At 67.9% G+C, this 21,485-nt stretch carries 16 protein-coding genes; 1 reads left to right on the forward strand and 15 read right to left on the reverse strand.

Annotation, left to right across the window (positions count from 1 at the left end; all coding sequences use genetic code 11):
• Window positions 1-224: 224 nt before the first annotated feature.
• The 9 genes from narI to CXY79_RS11225 all read right to left on the reverse strand — a co-directional run bounded on the left by narI (window position 225) and on the right by CXY79_RS11225 (window position 11,753).
• Window positions 225-998, reverse strand: a complete 774-nt coding sequence (narI, locus tag CXY79_RS11185) for a respiratory nitrate reductase subunit gamma (protein WP_104101352.1) — start codon at window positions 996-998, stop codon at window positions 225-227.
• Window positions 995-1,687, reverse strand: a complete 693-nt coding sequence (narJ, locus tag CXY79_RS11190) for a nitrate reductase molybdenum cofactor assembly chaperone (RefSeq protein WP_104101355.1) — start codon at window positions 1,685-1,687, stop codon at window positions 995-997. Before narJ ends, narI begins: the two co-directional genes overlap by 4 nt.
• Entirely contained in the window at window positions 1,684-3,351 is a 1,668-nt protein-coding gene (narH, locus tag CXY79_RS11195) for a nitrate reductase subunit beta (protein ID WP_104101357.1), read from the reverse strand. Before narH ends, narJ begins: the two co-directional genes overlap by 4 nt.
• A complete protein-coding gene (locus CXY79_RS11200) occupies window positions 3,352-7,137 on the reverse strand; it encodes a nitrate reductase subunit alpha (RefSeq protein ID WP_104101691.1) in 3,786 nt (1,261 codons plus the stop codon).
• 79 nt (window positions 7,138-7,216) lie between these two features.
• On the reverse strand, window positions 7,217-7,927 hold the full coding sequence (locus tag CXY79_RS11205; protein ID WP_104101360.1) for a metalloregulator ArsR/SmtB family transcription factor: 711 nt from the start codon (window positions 7,925-7,927) through the stop codon (window positions 7,217-7,219).
• The gene (locus CXY79_RS11210; RefSeq protein WP_104101362.1) at window positions 7,924-9,897 is read right to left on the reverse strand and encodes a cation-translocating P-type ATPase; all 1,974 of its coding nucleotides are present in this window, start codon (window positions 9,895-9,897) and stop codon (window positions 7,924-7,926) included. Before CXY79_RS11210 ends, CXY79_RS11205 begins: the two co-directional genes overlap by 4 nt.
• Window positions 9,898-9,918: 21 nt before the next feature.
• Complete coding sequence (locus tag CXY79_RS11215; protein ID WP_104101365.1) at window positions 9,919-10,200, reverse strand: heavy-metal-associated domain-containing protein; 282 nt, start codon at window positions 10,198-10,200, stop codon at window positions 9,919-9,921.
• Window positions 10,201-10,245: 45 nt separating this feature from the next.
• Window positions 10,246-10,926 (reverse strand): Crp/Fnr family transcriptional regulator, encoded by a 681-nt coding sequence (locus tag CXY79_RS11220; protein ID WP_104101694.1) that lies wholly within the window; start codon window positions 10,924-10,926, stop codon window positions 10,246-10,248.
• A gap of 62 nt (window positions 10,927-10,988) precedes the next feature.
• Window positions 10,989-11,753: a metalloregulator ArsR/SmtB family transcription factor gene (locus tag CXY79_RS11225; protein ID WP_104101367.1), complete on the reverse strand. Its 765-nt coding sequence runs from the start codon at window positions 11,751-11,753 to the stop codon at window positions 10,989-10,991.
• A gap of 74 nt (window positions 11,754-11,827) precedes the next feature.
• On the opposite strand from CXY79_RS11225, the gene CXY79_RS11230 reads away from it, so the two are divergent.
• Window positions 11,828-12,988, forward strand: a complete 1,161-nt coding sequence (locus CXY79_RS11230) for a TIGR04053 family radical SAM/SPASM domain-containing protein (RefSeq protein ID WP_104101370.1) — start codon at window positions 11,828-11,830, stop codon at window positions 12,986-12,988.
• 101 nt (window positions 12,989-13,089) lie between these two features.
• On the opposite strand, the gene CXY79_RS11235 is transcribed toward CXY79_RS11230, so the two are convergent.
• From CXY79_RS11235 to CXY79_RS11260, 6 genes are all read right to left on the reverse strand, one after another.
• Window positions 13,090-13,338: a hypothetical protein gene (locus tag CXY79_RS11235; protein WP_104101372.1), complete on the reverse strand. Its 249-nt coding sequence runs from the start codon at window positions 13,336-13,338 to the stop codon at window positions 13,090-13,092.
• A complete protein-coding gene (locus CXY79_RS11240) occupies window positions 13,338-14,237 on the reverse strand; it encodes a slipin family protein (RefSeq protein ID WP_104101375.1) in 900 nt (299 codons plus the stop codon). The genes CXY79_RS11235 and CXY79_RS11240 overlap by 1 nt, the downstream gene beginning before the upstream one ends.
• Window positions 14,237-15,052, reverse strand: coding sequence for a hypothetical protein (locus tag CXY79_RS11245; protein WP_174720207.1), 816 nt, complete (start codon window positions 15,050-15,052; stop codon window positions 14,237-14,239). The genes CXY79_RS11240 and CXY79_RS11245 overlap by 1 nt, the downstream gene beginning before the upstream one ends.
• Window positions 15,052-17,415: a nitric-oxide reductase large subunit gene (locus CXY79_RS11250; RefSeq protein ID WP_104101377.1), complete on the reverse strand. Its 2,364-nt coding sequence runs from the start codon at window positions 17,413-17,415 to the stop codon at window positions 15,052-15,054. Before CXY79_RS11250 ends, CXY79_RS11245 begins: the two co-directional genes overlap by 1 nt.
• A 341-nt stretch (window positions 17,416-17,756) precedes the next feature.
• Window positions 17,757-20,363 (reverse strand): multicopper oxidase domain-containing protein, encoded by a 2,607-nt coding sequence (locus CXY79_RS11255; RefSeq protein ID WP_104101379.1) that lies wholly within the window; start codon window positions 20,361-20,363, stop codon window positions 17,757-17,759.
• Complete coding sequence (locus CXY79_RS11260) at window positions 20,360-21,466, reverse strand: hypothetical protein (protein ID WP_233191430.1); 1,107 nt, start codon at window positions 21,464-21,466, stop codon at window positions 20,360-20,362. The genes CXY79_RS11255 and CXY79_RS11260 overlap by 4 nt, the downstream gene beginning before the upstream one ends.
• Between the last annotated feature and the right edge of the window lie 19 nt (window positions 21,467-21,485).

The following is a 21,485-nucleotide window of genomic DNA, read 5'->3' on the forward strand; positions in this document are numbered from 1 at the left end:
GGAACCCCGCCATACAGCGCAGGCTTCGCTTACCAGCCCGAGTGCGGCGGGATCAAGACGCCCTCGATCGCCTGCAGGCGGCCTGGCGTGCGCGCGGGCTAGCCCTTCGGGCAGCCCAGGTGCCGGCGGCCTGCATCATCCGTTACCCCTGCGCGACCCGCTCCCCCGGCTGCATATGGCGGCTGCGGGTCGCGCACCGGCGTCGACGTCCCTGGGATCTTCGGCTAGCGGCGGCCGCCCACCTTTTCGCGGGTGTCCTTCGGTAGTTCGCTCTTCTCCCAGCCACGGCGGGCCTTCTGGGAGCCCGCACCGCGGTGGCCGTCCCGCGAGCGGTAGACGATGTAGGGACGCACGAAGTAGCCGAGCGGCGCCGAGAATACATGCACCAGTCGGGTGAAGGGCCACAGCAGGAAGAGCATCGTGGCGGAGAGCACGTGCAGTTGGAAGAAGAACGGCACGTCGCTCATCAGCGCCGGGTCCGGCTGAAAGGCGTACAGGCTGCGGATCCACGGCGAGATTGACCCACGGTAGTCGTAGCCGGCGCCGAGCACCTGGTAGAGCACGGTCGCCGTCGTGCCGAAGGCGATGGTGCCGGCGAGGAACAGGTACATGACCTTGTCCATCACGGTCGTGACCAGCTTGACCCGGGCGACCAGGCGGCGACGGATCAGCAGGATGGCGAGGCCGGCGATGGTCAGCACCGCGGCGACGCTGCCCAGCCAGGTGGCCCCGAGGTGGTAGATGTGCTCGGTGACGCCGAAGAACTCGAGCCACGGTTTGGGGATGAAGAGTCCGACAATGTGACCGCCGAAGACCATCAGGATGCCGTAGTGGAACATGGGCGAGCCCCAGCGGAGCCACTTGTTCTCGTAGGTCTGGCTCGACCGTGAGGTCCAGCCGAACTGGTCGAACCGGTAGCGCAGAAGGTGGCCGACGATGAAGACCCCGGCGGCGGCATAGGGGAACGCCACCCAAAGCAGAATGTCGAGCGGATTCATACCCGTACTTCCTCGCTGTTCGCGCCGGACGGCGAGAACGGTTTGAGATTGCCCAGGAAGGTCATGCCGACCGTCTCGGTCGGCGGACCCTCGTTCACCAGGTTGAGGTAACGCTGACGCGTCTCCTCGTCGATCTTCGGGAGAGACAGGGAGACCGCCTCCACAATGTGCGCGTAGGGGCTCGGCACGGCCTCGAGTGCCATGCGGAGCACCTCTATCCCGTCGCGGTGCGCGGCGAGCAGTTCCTGTGCGATCGGCGAGTCGCTCCGCGCGGAGAATTCGAGCACCATCGGCAGGTAGTCGGGCAGTTCGTCGGCGGCGACCTCCCAGCCCGCGGCACGGTAGGCCTCGACGAAGCGCACGAGCGCCATGCCGCGGCGACGGGTGTCCCCCGCCGCAAAGTAGCTCAGGTACGGGCAGCACTTGCGCTTGAGGTCGAAAGTGGCCGTGAAGTGGATTTCCAACTCCTGCTGCGTCATCGCATCCGCTTTCGTCAGGAACGCCTCGAAGGCGTGGCGGAGCGGATCCGGCAGCAACGCCACCGACGCGGCGACAGCACCGAAACGGGCCCGTCGCTCCTGGCTGGGGTAATCCAGCAGAATTGATGCCGCCATGTGCGCCATCCGGCCGTCCTCCGCGGACAGAGGCAGCGCCGTGACCTTGCGGGTCGGGAGCTTCGGCAGCCTCATGCGGGACTCCCGGAGGCCTTCGGCGGGAACATGCCCTCCGGCACGCCGCCGCCGGTCCAGTTGAGCAGGTTGACCCGGCCGGGCGTGGTGGGCTTCGTGCGTTCGGAGCCCTTGCCGACCATCTCGTTGTAGTTGTCGACGGTCGCGTTCAGCGGCATCCCGGGGGTCTTGCCATAGGGGCCTGCCGCCGTGGCGACGCTGGGGCCACCCATACCGGGGCCGCCGTCGGTGTCGAGCGAGCAGGCGAGTTCCTCAAGCTCACGCGCCGTCTCGACGTGCGCCTTGGGGATGACGTAGCGATCCTCGTATTTGGCGATGGCCAGCAGGCGGTACATGGCCTCGATCTCGGGACCGGTCATGCCGACCGCTTCCGGGATCGACTCGTCGCGGTCGCGGCCCAGGTTGATGTCGCGCATGTACGACCTCATGGCGGCGAGCTTCCGCAGCGAGGACTCGACGGGAACGACGTCTCCGGCCGAGAACAGCCCGGCGAGGTATTCCACCGGGATGCGGAGCTTGTCGATGGCGGCGAACAGGGTGCGGGCATCCTCACCGTCGTTGTTGGTGGTCGAGATGACGTCGACCACCGGGGACAGCGGGGGGATGTACCAGACCATCGGCATGGTGCGGTACTCCGGATGCAGCGGCAGAGCCACCTTGTACTCGGAGATGAGCTTGTAGATCGGGCTGTTCTGGGCCGCGAGGATCCAGTCGTCCTCCATGCCTTCGGCCTTCGCCGCGGCGATGACCTCAGGGTCGAACGGGTCGAGGAAGCAGGCGCGCTGGGCATCCAGCAGGTCGTGCTCGTTCTCGACCGAGGCCTGCGCGAGGACCGCGTCGGCGTCGTAGAGCATCAGGCCGAGGTAACGCAGCCGGCCGACGCAGGTCTCCGAGCAGATCGTGGGCTTGCCCTGCTCGATCAACGGGTAGCAGAGCGTGCACTTCTCGGCCTTACCCGTCTTGTGGTTGAAGTAGACCTTCTTGTACGGGCAGGCGGAGACGCACATGCGCCAGCCGCGGCATCCGTCTTCGTCGACGAGGACGATACCGTCCTCCTCGCGCTTGTACATGGCGCCCGAGGGGCAGGCCGCGACGCAGGCGGGGTTCAGGCAGTGCTCGCAGATGCGCGGCAGGTAGAACATGAAGGTGTTCTCGAACTCCATCTTCACGTGCTCGCTCATGGTGGCGAGGATGGGGTCGTCTGCCGCGGTCTCCTGCGAGCCGCCGAGGTCGTCGTCCCAGTTGCCGGACCACTTGATGTCCATGTTCTGGCCGGTGAGCAGCGACTTGGGCCGGGCGACGGGGCTTTCCGTGCTCAGCGGAGCCTTGGTCAGCATGTCGTAGTCGTAGGTCCACGGCTCGTAGTAGTCGTCGATCACCGGGAGGTCGGGGTTGTTGAAGATGGTGGCGAGGCGCTTGATGCGGCCACCGGAGCGCAGTTTCAGGCGTCCGCGCTTGTTGCGCTGCCAGCCGCCCTTCCACTTGTCCTGGTCTTCGTAGCGGCGCGGGTAGCCGACGCCGGGCTTGGTCTCCACGTTGTTGAACCAGACGTATTCGACGCCGGTGCGGTTGGTCCACACCTGCTTACAGGTGACCGAACAGGTGTGGCACCCGATGCACTTGTCGAGATTCATGATCATCGACATCTGAGCCATTACGCGCATTTAGTACTCAACCTCCTGGCTGCGTCGACGGATCACGGTGACCTCATCGCGTTGGTTCCCGGTCGGGCCGAGGTAATTGAAAGCGAAGGACAGCTGGGCGTAGCCACCGATCAGGTGACTCGGTTTCAGCAGGATCCGGGTGAGCGAGTTGTTCGTGCCACCGCGCATGCCGCTCGTCTCGGCGATCGGCACGTTGATGGTGCGGTCCTTCGCGTGGTACATGTACACGGTGCCCTCGGGCATCCGGTGCGAGACGACCGCACGGGCCACGACGACGCCGTTGCGGTTGTAGGACTCGATCCACTCGTTGTCGCGCACGCCGATCTTGTCGGCGTCCTGCGGTGACATCCAGATGGTGGGCCCGCCGCGGGACAGCGACAGCATCATCAGGTTGTCCTGGTACTCGGAGTGGATCGACCACTTGGAGTGCGGGGTGAGGTAGCGCACGGCCACCTCGGCCCGGCCCTTCGAGCCGGTCGCGCCGGTGGACGAGGTCGACCCGACGATGGAATCATCGAACAGGCGGTGCATGTCCAGCGGCGGCCGGAAGATCGGCATGGTCTCCCCCAGCTCGATCATCCAGTCGTGGTCGAGGTAGAAGTGTTGCCTCCCGGTGAGGGTGTGCCAGGGCTTGAGGTGCTCCACGTTGATCGTGAACGCGCTGTAGCGTCGGCCGCCGTGCTCGCTGCCGGACCATTCCGGGGAGGTGAGTACCGGGACCGGGGCACCCTGCACATCCGGGTAGGAGAAGCGACGGCCCTCGTTGTCGCTGGCCAGGTGCGCCAACTTCTGGCCGGTGCGCTCCTCCATCCTGCGGAAGCCTTGCGTACCGAGCCGTCCGTTGGTGGTGCCGGAGAGCGCGAGCACCATTTCGCAGGCCTGGATGGCGGTCTTCAGTTGCGGCCGCCCGGCGGCGGGGCCGCTCTCGACGAGCCCGTTCTTCTTCGCCAGGTAGGCCACCTCGACGTCGGGGTTGAACTTGACGCCCTTGGTCATCATGCCGAGCTTCTCGGTCAGCGGGCCGAGGGCACCGAGCCGCGCGGCGAAGGCCGGGTAGTCGCGTTCGACCACGACCAGTTTGGGCATGGTCACGCCGGGCACCAGCACCTGGTCGTATTCGACTATGCCGTGCGGGGCGCTCATCGCATCCGGGGTGTCGTGCAGCAGCGGAACGGCGACCAGGTCCTTCCGCACTCCGAGGTGCTCCACGGACATCTCGGAGATCTTCTCCGCGAGGATGTGGAAGATGTCGAAGTCGGTCTTCGCCTGCCACGGCGGGGCGATCGCCGGGTTGAACGAGTGGATGAAGGGGTGCATGTCGGTGGTTGACAGGTCGTTCTTCTCGTACCAGGTGGCCGGCGGCAGCACCACGTCGCTGAAGATGGTGGTGCTCGTCATGCGGAAGTCGCTGGTGACCATCAGGTCAAGCTTGCCCTCGGGGGCGGTCTCGTGCCACTTCATGGTCTTCGGGCGCTTCTCGGGCGGCGATTCGGGGGCGCGAACGGCGTTCTTGGTGCCCAGCAGGTGCTTCAGGAAGTACTCGTTGCCCTTGCCCGACGAGCCGATCACGTTGGCCCGCCAGACGTCGAGGATGCGCGGGAAGTTCTCCGGCGCATCCGGGTCCTCGATGGCGTACTCGAGGGTGCCGTCGCCGAGGGACTCGACCACGTACTGGGCCGGGTCGACGCCCGCCCGGACCGCGTCGTCGACGAGGTCGAGCGAGTTGCGGTTGAAGGTGGGGTAGCCGGGCATCCAGCCGCGCTTGGTCGACTCGACCAGGCAGTCCGCGGTGGTGCGGCCGGCGAAGGTGCCTGCGCCGAGCGGGCTGGACAGGGTGTCGGCGGCGAGGCCGTCGTAGCGCCACTGGTCGGTGGCGAGGTAGAAGAAGCCCGTGCCGATCATCTGGCGGGGCGGGCGCACCCAGTCCAGGCCGAACGCGTACTGGCCGTAGCCGGTGAGTGGGCGCACCTTCTCCTGGCCGACGTAGTGAGCCCAGCCGCCACCGTTGACGCCCTGGCAGCCGGTCATGGTGGTCAGTGCCAGGAAGGCCCGGTAGATGGTGTCGGAATGGAACCAGTGGTTGGTTCCGGCACCCATCAGGATCATCGAGCGTCCATTGGAGTCTTCGGCGTTCTGCGCGAACTCGCGGCCGATGCGTTCGGCTGCCTGCATCGGCACCGAGGTGATGCCCTCCTGCCAGGCAGGGGTACCGGGTGAGGTGGCGTCGTCGTAGCCGGTCGGCCAGACACCGGGCAGGCCTGGCCGGCCGACGCCGTACTGCGCGAGCAGTAGGTCGAACACGGTGGTGACCAGCTGGCCGGCCACCATCCGCACGGGGACGCCGCGACGGATGATGCCCGCACCGCCCGCGTGCTGCTCTCCGATCTCGTCGGTCTCCGGAGCAACGTCGAACCGGGGCATGTCGATGGCGACGGACGCCTGGTCGTAGTCGGGCGCGTCGGCGATGGACAGGAGCGGGTCGACACCCTCGAGGTCGAGGTTCCACTTGCCGACGTCGGTCTCGGAGAAACGGTGCCCGATCGAACCGTTGGGCACGACGACCTCGCCGTCGTGGCCCAGAAGCACCGGCTTGAACGCGGCGCTGGCGACCGTCGGGGCCAGGCCGGGCAGGGCATCCGCGGTCACGAACTTGCCGGGCACGTACGCGTCGCCGCGCCTGGTGAGGCTGATCAGGTAGGCGGAGTCGCTGTAACGCTTCATGTAGTCGACGAAGCGGGGCGTGCGGCGGTCGACCAGGAATTCCTTGAGCACGACGTGGCCCATGGCCAGCGCGAGCGCGCCGTCGGTGCCGGGGTGCACGGCCAGCCACTCGTCGGCGAACTTGGAGTTGTCGGCGTAGTCGGGCGAGACGGTGATGACCTTCTGGCCCTTGTAGCGGGCCTCGACCATGAAGTGCGCGTCGGGCGTGCGGGTGACCGGCACGTTGGAGCCCCACATGATCAGGTAGGAGGAGTTCCACCAGTCTGCCGATTCCGGCACGTCGGTCTGGTCGCCGAACACCTGCGGGGACGCCACGGGCAGGTCGGCGTACCAGTCGTAGAACGAGAGCATGGTGCCACCGAGCATGGAGATGAACCGGTTGCCCACCCCCTGCGAGACGATCGACATGGCGGGGATCGGCGAGAAGCCGGCGATGCGGTCGGGGCCGTACTTCTTGATGGTGTGCACGTGGGCAGCGGCGACGATCTCGGACGCCTCATCCCAGCTGGTGCGCACCAGGCCGCCCTTGCCGCGGGCGCTCTTGTAGGCGCGGGCGCTCTCGGGGTCGCCGGTGACCTCGGCCCAGGCGAGCACGGGGTCGCCGGTGCGGGCCTTCGCCGCACGGAACAGGTCGAGCAGCACGCCGCGCACGTAGGGGTACTTGACCCGGGTCGGCGAGTAGGTGTACCAGCTGAAGGCGGCGCCGCGGGGGCAGCCGCGGGGCTCGTATTCGGGTGAGTCGGGGCCGACGGAGGGATAGTCGGTCTGCTGGGTCTCCCAGGTGATGATGCCGTCCTTGACGTACACCTTCCAGGAGCAGGAGCCGGTGCAGTTCACACCGTGGGTGGACCGCACCTCTTTGTCGTGGGTCCAGCGGTCGCGGTAGAACGAGTCGGCGTCGCGGCCGCCCGCAAGGAACACGGATCGCAGGTCGGGTGAGGCCTTGCCTCGACGCAGGAACCGCCCGAGCTTCAGGATCGTGTCGTCGATGGGGCCGTCGATGCCGGGCTTGGCCGGCCGGGTCTTAGCCGGCTTCGAGAAAGCCGAATTCTTGAGTGTTTTCACAACGTACCCCTTGCACTGCCCGGGGTCACCATGGTCGGCAACCACCCTCGGACTCCAGTCTCAGGGGTGGCGAAATTCGCTACAAGCCGGAAACGCCGTGATAAATGATTGCCGGCTTGAGCCGTTCCGGGGCGGTTTGTTCGGCGCCTGTTTCGACACCTGGGTCGGCGTCGGACCGGTGCAGGTCGAGGGTGCAGGTGTTCAGTTCGACCAGCGGGTGCAGCGCGTCGGCGCTCAGGGGTCCCTCGGTCCTTTCGAGCAGGGTTTTCAGCAGCCCGAAGTGCACCCGGCAGACCTCGGGGTGCGCCTTGACCATCTCGCTGTACGGGCATTCGTGCAGGTGCACTCGGTTGCCGTCGGCACCGTCGATCTCGAGCCGCGCGTCGAAGCCGGACTCGTCGAGGTGGTCGTCGAGGGCGTCCAGCTGCCGCTGCAGCGGCGAGTGGATGACGGCCTCGACCCGCAGCATCCGTCGCACCTGGTCACCGTGGCGATCGGCGGCTTCGGCCTTTGCGGCCCGGATGGAGCCGTCGACGTGGTTCGGGCCGGCGGCGGCGCTGTACAACATCCGAGGCCGGCCCTTGGAGTCTTTGTTTTCCGGGTGACAGGTGACGAAACCGTCCCCGATCAGGCGCTGCAGGTGCTCCCGGGCCGTGTTGTGGTGCAGACCGGTGGCCTCGGCCAGGTCGCCCACCGTCATCGTTCCGCGCTGCTGCAGGAAGTACAGAAGCTGAATCCTGCTGAAGGACGCGAGCGTGCGGTAGCTCGACGAGGGGGAGGACGGCGTCACCTCCTAATCATCTCCTTATTTTCTGAATTCTCTGACTTTTTCGGGGACTGGACATGCAATTCGGACGAAATCCGACGCCGTACTCTGCGTTCCGCGCGCTGCCCGGACCGGCGCAGCAGGCGCATCGCATTCACAATCACGATCAGTACGGATGCCTCATGCACGAGCATGCCGCCGAACATCGTCACGCCGCCGAACAGCACACCGGCCAGCAACAGCACCACCGTGACCAGCGCGAGGGCCACGTTCTGGTGCATCACGCGCACCGTGCGGCGGGCCAGGTCGATGGCGGCGGGGAGCATCAGCAGGTTGTCACCCATCAGCGCGATGTCGGCGGTCTCGACCGCGACGGCCGAACCGGCCGCCGCCATCGCGATGCCGATGTCCGCCGTGGCGAGGGCCGGGGCGTCGTTGACGCCGTCTCCCACCATCGCCACGACGTGGCCGTCCCGCCGGAGCCCGGTGACGACGTCGAGCTTGTCCTCCGGCAGCAGCGACGACCGGATCTCGTCGATGCCGACGTGGGCACCCACGGCCTGCGCCACGAGCGGCCCGTCGCCGGTGAGCATGACGACCCGAACAATCCCCGCCGCGTGCAGCGCGTCCACCATGTCGGCGGCGTCGGGACGCACCTCGTCGGCCACGGCGAGGACACCGGCGACGACGCCGTCGAGCGCGACGATCAGCGGCGTGCGCCCGTGGGCGGCGAGTTTCTCGGCCAGCGTCGTGGCGGCATCCGTGCCCGCGATCCGGTGGGCGCGGAGCAGGGCCGGATTGCCGATCAGCACGGTGCGGCCGGCCACCGCGGCGACGATGCCCTGCCCGGGCACCGACGTGATGTGTTCCGGCAGGCCGGTCACCTGGGCGCCCTGCGCGGCTTCGCGTGCGGCCTCCCGCGCGGCGGCCTGCACGATCGCTCCGGCCAGCGGATGCTCGGAGCCGGCCTCCGCCCGTGAAGCCCAGTCGAGCACCTCGGCACGGGTCAGGGCGGGGTTCAGCACCACGACATCCGTCAGGACCGGACGACCCCGGGTGAGGGTGCCCGTCTTGTCGACCGCGACGACCGTGATCTTCGCGGCGGTCTCGAGGAACTCGCCGCCCTTGATCAGGATTCCGAGCTGCGCGGCGCGGCCGATCCCGGCAACGATCGCGACCGGGATGGAGATGACCAGGGCGCCGGGACACCCGATCACGAGCAGGGTCAGCGCCAGGAATACGTCGCCGGTCACCACGCCGACGATGATCGCGAGCACCAGGATGCCGGGGGTGTACCAGGCCGAGAACCGGTCCATGAAGACCTGGGTCGGGGCCGTGGCCTCCTGCGCCTCCTCGACCCGGTGCACGATGTGGGCCAGGGTGGTAGCCGCGCCGACCTCGGTGGCCAGCACCTGCAAGAAGCCGCCGGTCGAGACCGTGCCGGCGAAGACGCGGTCGCCGGCGCGCTTCTCGGCCGGGGAGGACTCGCCCGTGATGGAGGCCTCGTCGATCGTGCCCGTGCCCTGCTGCACGGTGCCGTCGACGGGCACCCGCGCGCCGTTCTTGACCAGGACGGTCTCCCCGGTCCGCACGGACCCGGCCAGGACCTCGAGCTGCTCGCCGTTCCGCAGCACGAGGGCGACGTCCGGGGCCAGGGCCACGAGCGCGGTCAGGGCGGAGCGGGTGCGGTTGAGGGTAGCCGATTCGAGGGCATGCCCGATCGCGAACAGGAAGGTCACGGCGGCGGCCTCCCAGTATTCGCCGAGCACGATGGCGCCGACGGAGGCGACCGTGACAAGCAGGTCGATGCCCACGACCCGGGCGAGCAGCGCTCGCCCGGCGGTCCGCATGATCGGTAACCCGGCCACGACCGCGGCCGCCACCATCGCCGCATCGGAGACAAGCGGCGGCACCGGCAGGAGGCCGAGCAGCCAGGCGGCGCCGATCAACGCGCCGGAAATGAGGGGAATCAGGTGGCGGCGCACGATGGTCATGTCACTCCCCCCGTCCGCCGGTCAGAACGCGGCCAGGCGGGCGGTGTAGCCGGCCTTGCCGACGGCGGCGATGAGGGCATCCGTGCTGACGACGGCCGGGTCGTGGTCGATCTCGATCCGGGCGGTGGCGAAGAACACGGTCACGGCGCTGACTCCGGCGAGGCGGCCGATCTGCTTCTCGATCTTGGCGACACAGGACGGGCAGGAAAAGCCGTCGGCCCGCAGGATGGTGTGGACGGTGGCCGGGGTGGATGTCGGGGTGGATGTCGGAGTGGATGTTGTGGTGGGGATGATTGTGGTCATGACTGCGACGTTACGAACCCGAGGCGGCGGCAACCATGACGGCCGTCACTTTGCCGCAACCAGACCGGAACGGTCGAGCACGGCGGTCCAGCGTCGTCCGGAATCGATCAGCCCGTCCCGGCGCAGGCCGCTCATGGCGCGGGACACCGACTCGGCGCTCGTGCCGGTCATGGCGGCCAGGTCGGCGCGGGTCAGAGGCAGCTGGATCAGGGTGGTACCGGCGCCGTCCCCCGGCACGCCGAAGGTGTCGGCGAGGCGCAGCAGGGTCGCTGCCACCCGCGTCGTGACGGTAACGGAGGCCTGCTCGGCCTCCCTCGACCGCGCCCGATGAAGACGGTCGACGACGACATCCAGCACGCGCAGCGCCACCGGCGGATGCGCGAGCAACATCTGCCGGAAGGCGCCGGATTCGAGGCGCAGGGCGCAGGTGGTCACGAGGGCAACGGCCGTCTCGGGGTACCGACCCGCGTCCAGCGCGGTCAGGCTTCCCAGCACCGCTCCCGGGCCGAGGAAGTCGAGGCTCGTGAACTGCCCGGTCGAGGTCGATCGGAACACCTTCGCCTGGCCGGCCGCGAGTACGAACACGTGCTCGGACGGCTCGCCGGCGGTGAACAGCGTGTCTCCGGGACCCCAGGCGAGCGACAGCATCCGTTCGGCCAGGTCGGCGAGCTCGCCGGCCGACAGGTCCTGGAAGATCGGGATCTGGCCGAGAATGCTGTTCCGCATGGCGGAGGAGCACGGATGCGGCCGCGCACAGGTGCTGCGCAGCGGTGTGCGCCGGGCCACGCTCACGGCTTCGTCGCCGGGATCTCGAGGTGGGCGAGGCAGACGCCCGGGCGGGCGAACGGCTCGAGGGTGACGCCGACTCCGGGTGTGTGCAGGCGCTCGAGGGCGCCCTCCATCAGGCCGCGGTGCACCGCGCACACGACGTCGCTGTGCTCCTTGGCCACATCGAGGAACGGGCAACGGTGCAGCTCGATCACGACGTCGACCGGAGCGGCGGCGCCGCCGAAAGCGACGTCATCGGCAGCACCGGCAGCACCGGTATCACCGGCATCCCCGAGGCGCGGCTCGAAGCCGACCTCGTCAAGGATCTGAACGATACGCCCGACCGATGCTCCGTGGGCCGCCCCCGACTGCGCGTCGGAGAGTCCGGCATCCGTCTCGGCCATTTCCCTGCCCCAGCGCCGCCCGGCCTCCGCGGCCGCGGCCGCGCCTGCCCCCGAGGAAACGTCCCTGCCCAGGCCGCCGGCCAGGAGACCGGCAAGAAGCCGGTAGGACTCGGCGGGGACCTCGGCGGCGGGTGACGTGGCGCGAAAGAAAAGCCGGGGCCGCCCGGGACGCACGCGCGCCTCGACGGTCTCGGCAACCAGGCCCACCTCGACCAGCCGGTCGAGGTGGGACCGAACCGTGTTCGCGTGCAGCCCCACCGCTTGGGCGATGGCCGGCACATCCATCGCCGCGTCGGCATCGCGCAGGAGTTCGAGAATGGCGACCCGACTGATGCCGGAGAGCACGCGGTGGGTGCGGGCGTCAAGGGGTTCGATAGGCACCAGACTAGTTTTCCCTATATCTATGGTAAAAACAACTGAGGGCCGAAATTCGGCGCTGAGCTAGGACTTGCCCCATGACCGACACGCACGTGCGCCCCATCCGGGTGCTGCACCACGACACCGCCGAACGGCCCTTCATCGTCATCTGGGAGGTGACGCGCGCCTGTCAACTGGTCTGCACCCACTGCCGGGCCGACGCCATCCGCACTCGCAATCCGTTCGAGCTGAGCACGGACCAGGGTCGCAAATTGTTGGACGACCTCGCCGCCTTCGGCACACCGCGCCCGCTGGTCGTGCTCACCGGCGGGGACCCGTTCGAGCGCCCCGACCTGCCGGAGCTCGTCGCCCACGGTACCAGCCTCGGCCTGAGCATGGCCCTCTCCCCCTCGGTCACCCCACGCCTCACCCGTGAGGTCCTGGTCGAGCTCCACGACGCCGGGGCCAAGGCGGTCTCGCTCTCGCTGGACGGCGCCTCAGCGGCCACCCACGACGCCTTCCGCGGTGTCGACGGCGTCTTCGACGACACCATGATCGCCGCCCGAATGGTGCGCGAGGTCGGCTACCGGCTGCAGATCAACACGACCGTCACCCGCGACACCGTGCACGAGCTGCCCGGCATCCTGAAGACCGTCCTCGATCTCGGCACCACCCTGTGGAGTGTCTTCTTCCTCGTGCCCACCGGCCGCGGCAAGCTCCTGAACGCTCTGACCGCGGCCGAGGAGGAGGAGGTTCTGCACTGGCTGCACGACGTCTCCGACCTGGTCGCCATCAAGACCACCGAGGCACCCCACTACCGACGCATCGCGCTTCAGCGGGCCGGCGTGGACGACGGGGTTGACCTCGACACCGCGTTCCCAGTCGGCCCACTGAGAGCCTCGCTGCGGGAGGCCACGGAGCGGTTGCTCACCGGTGACGAGCCGAGGCGGCGGCGTCCGCGGGCCCCCCTCGACGTCAATTCCGGGCGCGGGTTCGCCTTCGTCGACCATGTCGGTCTCGTTTACCCCAGCGGGTTCCTGCCCGTGTCCGTGGGGTCGGTGCACAAGCAGCCCTTCTCCGAGATCTACCGGGAGGCGCAGCTGCTCCAGGAGCTGCGCACCCCGGATCTCTTCGGCGGCCGGTGTGGTCACTGCGAATTTCGCACGGTCTGCGGCGGCTCCCGCTCGCACGCCTACGCGGTGACCGGGGACCCGCTCGCCGAGGACCCCAGCTGCGGCTACCAGCCCAGCACCGACTGAGCAGCCCGGAACGCTGATCGGTTTACAGCAGCTCACCGCACGCAGAAGCGCCCGGCCGATTACTCGGCCGGGCGCTTCTGCGTGCGGTGGTGCGCGGCAGGTCAGTCCAGGTGGTGCCCGCCCTTGACCCAGCGCAGGGCGCCAAGAATACCGATGGCCACGCCGAACATCCCGACGATCATGCCCACGAAGAGCCAGACGAAGAGCGGTTCCAGGCCGCCGACCGTCTGGTCGACTCCGACGATCGTGCCGCCGAGGAACCCGGCGATGGGTGCGAAGATGCCGGCGAAGGCTCCGATCAGCATCAGACGGATGCTGAGGGCGCGGTCGCGTGAAACGATGTCGGCCATTAGGAAGAAACCTCCGTTGTCTGTGCTGCGGCAGCCGCAACGGCGGTCGCAACGGCGGCGGCGAAGGCCGCGGCGGCCCCCGCCGGGTCCGGCAGGGGAACCGTGTCCGCACCGGGGGGCGCGGCGCTCGGCTGGGCCACCTGCTGGGTGACCTTGCCGTTGAGGAACGGACCGAGAATGTCCATCGGAAGCGGGAAGACCACAGTCGATTTCTGGTCGGCGCCCAGCTCGAGCAGGGTCTGCAGGTAGCGCAGCTGAAGCGACGCGGGATTGCGGCTCAGGATTTCCGCCGCCTGGCCCAGCTCCTCCGACGCCTGCAGTTCACCGTGGGCATTGATGATCTTCGCCCGGCGGTCCCGCTCGGCTTCGGCTTCACGGGCCATGGCACGCTGCATCGCCTGCGGAATCTCGACATCCTTGATTTCGACGACCTTCACCTGCACGCCCCAGGGTTCGGTTTGCGCATTGATGTTGCGGGCGAGGTCTTCGTTCAGGTCGGCCCGGTGGGCGAGCAGGGTGTCGAGGTCGGCGCGGCCCACGACCGAGCGCAGCGTTGTTTGCGACATCTGGGAGGTGGCGATGGCGTGGTTCTCGACCGCCATCACCGAACGGACCGGGTCGGTGACCTGGAATAGGACGACGGCGTTGACCCGGGCCGGAACGTTGTCCTTGGTGATGACGTCCTGCGGCGGGATCGTGAGGGTCACGATCCGGAGGTCGACCCGCACCATCTTGTCCAGTCCGGGGAACACCATCTGCACACCCGGGTCCCGCACCGGGCCCAGCCGGCCGAATCGGAACGCCACGCCGCGCTCGTATTCCTGCAGCACCTTGAAGGAAGCTGCCAGCCAGACGAGCAGCAGCGCCACCACGATCAGGGCCGCGATCTGCCAGGCCATCACGAGTTGCCCCTCCGGCTCCAGCCCACGGCGGGGCCGGAACGACCCGGGTCGGCCTCCGTCTCCAGTTCAGCCCAACGGGCTGAGAATGAGGCGCTCACTGTGTTTCCTTTCATCGTTTCCGGATCGGCGTCGGTTTGCTCCGACGCCCGGGCGCTCGCGTACGGTTCGATTTGAACCGGCCGCGGGCCCGTTTTTCTGATGCTGCCGTAGCCGCTGCGCCGCTGCGCCTCGACCGCCGCCGTGGCGGCGCGGGCCGCGACGCTTTCGTCGAGCCCTACGACCTTGAGATGCTCGGGAAAGCGAGCGGGCGTGCGACGCAGGTGCGACCACAACGGCCAACTGCCGGCGGCGATGACGGCCGAGGCTGACCCCAGGATCAGCAATTCCACGCCCGTGCGGTTCTGGAACATGGACGCCAGCGGCCAGATGAGCCCGAGCACGACGACGGAGCAGGCGATCCCGCGATGGAACCGTTCTGCCTCCGAACTGGGCCAGGGGTCGATGTTTCGCGCGAGCTGCCGGCCCGCATCCGAGGTGGTGCAGGTGTCCTTGACCGGGCAGGGGTTGCAGACCGTGGGGCTGGCCTGGTATCGCGTCACCCGGTTATCCGGATCGAAGGAGATCGGCCAGAGCCACTGGTCCTCCTGGCACTTCCAGGCGTCGTGGTTTTCGTGATACTCGAACCCGCTCGAACTCATGGCGGTGGTTTTCGCCCCGGTGCGTCTCGCCAGGAGGTCAAGCACGTGTGCCACGGCCAGCAGGAAGCCGCCGTAGACAAGCGCGAACCAGACCTCCGGATTGATGGAGGCCATCACACGCCGCCGCCCGGGCGGTCCCCACCGAGCTCTCCGGTGCCGGTGGAGCGGTAGTCCGAGGAATATCCGGATGTCGGCTCCGCGCCGCCGGTGACCGTCGCGCCGGTGGGGACCGCCTCGACGAACAAAGCCTCCATCGGCACGTCGTGGGTGGTTGCCTTGATGCGGTAGCGAACCCCGAGCCAGGTGATCCAGACGAACGGCATCACGCCTCCGACGATGAAGACGATGTCACCGGGCATCCGCAGCCATTCGAGAACGGCGTTGCCGGGCTCGTTGATGAAGTTGAGGCTGCGGGCTTCGAAGTAACCGTCGTTGATGGAGTGCCAGAGCTGAATGACGCCGAGCGGCAGCAGCGTTGCGAACGTCATCCAGGCCAGGCCGATGTTGAGGCACCAGAACGAGATCTTGGCGAGCTTGTCCGGCCAGCGCTCGGCCGGGATCAGGTAGCGCAGGGCGAAGAGCGACAGACCGACGCCCATCATTCCGTACACGCCCATCATCGCCGCGTGGGCGTGGTTGGCCGTCAGCGCGGTACCGATCTCGTAGTACGAGACGATCGGCAGGTTGATCAGGAATCCGAAGACGCCGGCACCCAGGAAGTTCCAGAAGCCGACCGCGACAAGGAACATCACGGCCCAGCGGTGCGGGAACGGAGCCGAACTGCGCGACTCCTGCCGGGCACCGAGTTGGAGGAAGCTCCAGGCCTCGATCGTCAGGAAGGTCAACGGGATGACTTCCAGGGCGGAGAAGAAGGCTCCCAGCGCCATGTGCTCGACGGGGGTTCCGGAGAAGTACAGGTGGTGCATGGTGCCGAGGATGCCACCGGCGGAATACAGGATGACGTCGAGCAGGATGATCTGCATCGCGATCTTGCGGTGCACAACCCCGAGCATGACGAAGATGTAGGCCACCATCACGGTCGTGAACAGTTCCAGGAAGTCCTCAACCCAGAGGTGCACCACCCAGAAGCGCCAGAACTCGGCGACGCTCAGGTGAACCTCGGTGCCGGCGAGCATTCCGACGGCGTAGAACGCGGGGATCGCGAGACCGGCGTAGAAGAAGAGCCACGGCAGGTTGAAGCGGTGCTCAGACTTCAGACGCGCCCGGATGCCGCGGTAGATGATCGCGATCCAGAGGAAGAGTCCGACGACGAGCATGCCCTGCCACACCTTGGGCAGGTCGATGTACTCCCACTGCATGTCCCAGAACGGCGAGCCCTTCGCGGCCTCGACGCCGAAGATGCTCAAGGCTTCACCCACGAACGATCCGACGATGACCAGGGCGAGGGCGCCGAGCAAGCCGTAGGCCAACCAGTGCTGACGTTTGGGTTCACGCCCGGAGATATACGGGGCGAGGAAGATGCCTGCGGCCAGGAACGAAGTGGCCGTCCACAACAGCGAGAGCTGCACATGCCAGGTTCGGGCGAGGTTGAACGGCAGCAGCTGAGCCAGGTCGACCCCGAAGAAGCTCGACAGGTCGACCCGGTAGTGCTCGATGGCGGCACCTAGGAAGGCCTGGGCCAGGAACATCAAAGCCACCACGAAGAAGAACCAGGCCGTGGCGGTCTGGGCGGGTGTCACCGCCACCTCCCCCGGCTGTCGGAAGGACAGTGCCGGGGTTTCTTCCCCGTGCTGCCAGCCCATCCTCTTGCTCCACCGGCCGTAGAGGCCGAAGAGGGCGCCGAGGGCGACCATCAGGGCCACGAGCGAGAGGCCGCTCCACACGATGATGTCGGCGGTCGGAACGTTATCCACGAGCGGCTCGGCCGGCCAGTTGTTCGTGTACGAGTAGTTGTGACCGGGCCGCTCAGCAGAGGCTGCCCAGGACGTCCAGGCGAAGAAGGCGGTCAGGTCGTGGATGTCCGCCGAGTCCGTGATGGCATTCGGGATCAGACCGTATTGGGTGGTCGGGGAACCGAAGAAATCGGCGTAGTGCTGCTTGAGCGTGTCGAAGGCCTCGATCTGCAGATCGGTGAATTCGAGGTCGCCGGTGGCCTTGTCGTAGCGGTTGGTCCGCATCATCTCGACGAGGGCACCCTGTGGGTCCTGCACACCGGACGCGGTCAGGGCCTCGAGCACCTCGGTCGAGGAGCGCCGCAGGTAGTCGGCCGTATAGTCCGGTCCGAGGTAGCCGCCGTGACCCAGGATCGAGCCATACTGCTGCAGGCCGCGCCGCACGAAGGTCTGCTGGCCCGCGGTGATGTCGGCCGTCGTGAAGACAACCTCACCCTGCGAGTCGACGACCTGCTTGGGCTGGGGCATCGAGTCCGTATAGGTCCTCAAGGCCAGGAAGCCCATCACGGCGAAACCGAAGACCATTACCAGGGCTACGCCCTGCAACCATCCTTTGGAAACCATCAACTCCGATCGCAGTTTTCCTGCACCGGCTCTCAATCGGACCACGGTGGGCCCCTTTCCATGTTGCGTGATTCAAGGGCGCGGAAGCAGGTGCTGCCACCTGTCACGGTTCCTCCCCCGGATAGGTCACGCGGGGTGGTTGAAAGCTACCACAGGATTAAAAGTATGAGTGACATTTCTAATCGCTTCACCAAACTCGCAGTGACGGTATTCCACAATAAAAACCCTGTCCAACGGTGTAATACCCTCACACAGCAGACTGAGGCGACGGGCCGCCCATTTCTTCCACCTGACCGGCGACACGCCGCACACAATCATTTTTGGGGAAACTCGGACAAAGGTCACGGACTGACCAGGACGACGCCGCGGGCGCCTTTCTCGGCATCAGACATGATGTGGCTGACGAAGGGGTAGCTGCCGGCCTCCGGGAAGGTCAACTCGACGAAGCCACCCTGGGCCACGGCCAGGTCGAGCACCTGGGAGCCGCCCGTGCCGGTGCTGCCGCCATCACGCAGCAGGTAGTCGCCCTCCTTGAAAACGGTGTCGAACTGGCCGCCCACGACGTGGAAGGAGCTGCCCACGTTGGGGCCGGCGTCCAGCACCCAGATGCGCACCTTCTCGCCAGCCTTCGCCGTCAGCGGGCGGGCTCCGTACTGGTTGGCGATGCCGTTGAAGACCACCAGGTCGGGGAACTGCGCCGCCACCTTGTCGGCGTCGGCCTCCCCGCCCTGCGCACCGAGGTAGAGCTCGGACTGCACCAGGACGTATTCCCGATCGACCGCTGAAAGCCCGGGTGGATCAATGATCACGGCGCCGAACATGCCGTTCGCCATGTGCACCGACATGGGCATCGTGCCGCAGTGGTAGAGCCAGATCCCCGAGCGGGTCGCGGTGAAACGATAGGTCAGGCTCTCCCCCGGATTGATGCTGCGCATGGGCCGATCGGGTGCGAGGGCACCCGCGTGGAAGTCGATGGAGTGCTCGATCGACCCGTCGTTGACGAAGGTGATGTCGAAGACGTCGCCGACCTTGCCATGCAGGGTCGGGCCGGGGGCTGTGCCGTTGAACGTCCACAGGGTCTGGGTGACGCCGGGAGACACCTCGGTCTCCACGTCTTCCACCCGCATGGTCAACGTGTGCACGGTCTCCGCCTCCGCCGCCCCCAGCGCCGGGTCGCGGGCGACGAAATCGGCGTCGGGCTCACGCATCAAATCGAGATCGTCTGCCGCGCTGGACGCGCCGCCGGCGGGCGCAGAGCCGTGGTCCATCGCTGGGGAGTCGTCGCCGGACTGAGGCTCGGCTCCGACGGCCACGACCGTGAGCACCATGCCCAGGACCTTGTGGCCGGCGATGGAGCACCAGCCCTCGACGTCGGCGCCCACGATGCCGGCGTCGACCTGCCGGCTGGTGCCGGGAGCGACGGAACCGGAGACCACGCCGGTGGCGAGCACGAGGTTGTGCACCATCTCGTCGTCGTTGGTCAGGTTGATCACCAGGGTGTCGCCGACGGGCACCTCGATGGTGTCCGGGCTGAAGCGCGTGTTCTTCATGACGACCTCGACCGTGGTCGTGTGGCCGGTCGACACCCTGTCGGCGGATGCCCCGCCGCTCGCGATTCCGGCGGCGGCCGGGTCCATGGCGATCCCCAGGGATACGGCCAGAAGCAGGGCGCCGACGGCCGTGATGGTCGCACCTGTGCGGCGCGACGGGGCCGCGGCAATCCGCGGGGCGGGCGGGGCCGTCGCATCCGTCGCCTGGCGGAGCCGGCGGTTCTGCCGCAGCGCCCGCGGCATCAGGACCAGGAAGGAGGCGAGCGTGCCGACGACGAGCAGCGAGACCGTGACCTTCACCAGGCTGGGCACCGGCATCAGATAGAGGACCAGGCCGACGTTGACGACGATGACCCGGAACAGGGCACCACGATCGAGCAGGGCGGCCGTGGCCTTCGAGACCGAGGGTCCGCCGCCGAGCACGACCGGCACCAGGTAGCTGAGGGCTCCGAGCAGGATCTGCGCGGCGAAACCGACCGCGAACACGGGCACGAGCTGCCCGAGCCGGTCGGTCGCGGCTACCCAGCTCGGTGCGAACGTCACGATCAGGCCGAACCCGAGCACGCAGGCGAAGAACCAGGTGAGGGCGGCACCGATGCTCCAACCGGCGAAGGTGACGGCCGGGGACTGCCTGGCCAGGCGCAGGGCCTCAACCAGCACCAGGCCGAGGCTGACCAGGTAGAGCAGAACACCCGCGGCGGCGACCAGGCGCTGGTCGATCAGCAGGCCGATCCCGAGCACCGCGAGGCCGGCCAGGAACAGAGGCAGGGTTCCGCGGGCCGAGGCGCGCGTCGTCTGCACCCGGGCGTGCAGCACAGTCGGCCAGAGCAGGGCCACCGTGCTAATCACGGTCAGGCCGACCCAGCCGAGCAGGTTGAACCCGATATGGGCGATGTACATCCGCTCCGCGGACTCACCATCGATATCGGTTCGGGCCATCAGCACGCCCAGGGTCACACCGATGGCCAACGCGATTCCGGCCGCAATGTAGTAGCGCACGAGCGGTGCGAACCGTCCCGGCAGCGCTCCCCGCGACTGCCGGAACAGCAGCAGGGCGTGGGCGAGGGCATTCGTGCCGACCAGGATGCCGCCGGCAAGCACGACCGGCCACCAGCCGCCGACGATGCCGGTGATCACGAGCACCGCTCCGAGGGTGTGCGCGCCGAGCCTCGCCCCGAGCGAGGCGCGGCCGCCGGGGGCCGGATGCCGGAGCAGGGTGTCGGCGAAGTGCTGGCTCCAGACCAGGATCGCGGTGCTCACGGCGCCCAGGAACAGGAGGTGCACCATGAGCCACGGCGCGACAGGGATGAAGCGGTGGATGAGTACGGCGATGAGAGTGAGAAGGAGCCACGCCGGAGTCAGAAGCCCGGTAATGAGGTGCCACAGTCGACGGTTCATGGTGTGACTTTCAGTTTGGTGTTTGGCTGGCGCCGCGGCACGCCGCGCACCACCGAGATCACGGCCAGCAGCACGAACAGGAGCACGGCCACGATGTTGGCCACGCCGCCCCACTGCACCAGTGCCGGCAGGTCGCGCGCGTCACCGAGCAGGATGCGCACCAGCAGGGAGACATGCAGCAGCAGCACCGGCAGGTAGAGCACCGGCCGGTACGGCAGCGGCCGGCGCAGCACGGCCGGCAGGATGGTCGGGGCGTGCGCCATGATCATCGACATCACGAACCCGAGGAAGACGGCGTGCAGCACGGCGTCATAGCCGGGACCGGAGAAGCTCGGGCCGACGATGATCCAGCTGGCGCCCACCACGAGCAGCCAGCCGTAGCCGGCCAGCAGGCACGCGGCCATGTACCGGGGCAGGCCGGTGCTGCGGATGAGCCGGGTCGCCACGTCGTGCCGGAACAGCCAGGCGACGAGACCGAGCAGCCCGAGCCCGAGAACCGGATAGCCTACCCCGGGCCAGACGAGAGCGACGACCGTGCCGAGGGTCAGGAACAGGCCGGCGGCCAGCATCCGCATTTCGGCCCGGTGGTCGACGGAGGGCGAGATGCGCGCGAGTTCGAGCCGCTCACCGGCGATCGTGAGCACCAGGTAGAGCGTCATCGCGGGCACCAGGACAGGCACGGGCACGCCGCCGAGCCACAGCACGGTTGCCGTGAGACCGAGCAGGGCACCGAGTGCCTGCACCGCGGCGGACGTCGACGGCTGCCGGAGCCAGATCGCCCGGTAGATGGCCAGCAACACGGCCGACCCGGCCACGAGGGCAAGCTGGCCGACCACCAGGGGAAGCGGCGATACGAGTGACAGGCCGCCGAGGCCCAGCAGCCCCGGCGACAGGTAGGCCCAGTTCCGGCGCACGGCGACGGCCCGTTCGAGCACGACGACGGTGCCCACGAACCCGAAGACCATCAGGGGTCCGTGCACATCCGCCAGGCGTGCGGTCACGACCGGCGCCGGGAAACCCAACAGGAGCAGCGCACCGTCGAGCCCGGCCAGCAGAGAGAGGCCGCCGAGCAGCAGAAACGCCAGTCGCCCGTTGCCGTGCACGGTGGTGTCGAATCTCGGG

Origin of the sequence: Cryobacterium sp. M96 (assembly GCF_002929845.1) — a bacterium.
Lineage (GTDB): Bacteria > Actinomycetota > Actinomycetes > Actinomycetales > Microbacteriaceae > Cryobacterium > Cryobacterium sandaracinum.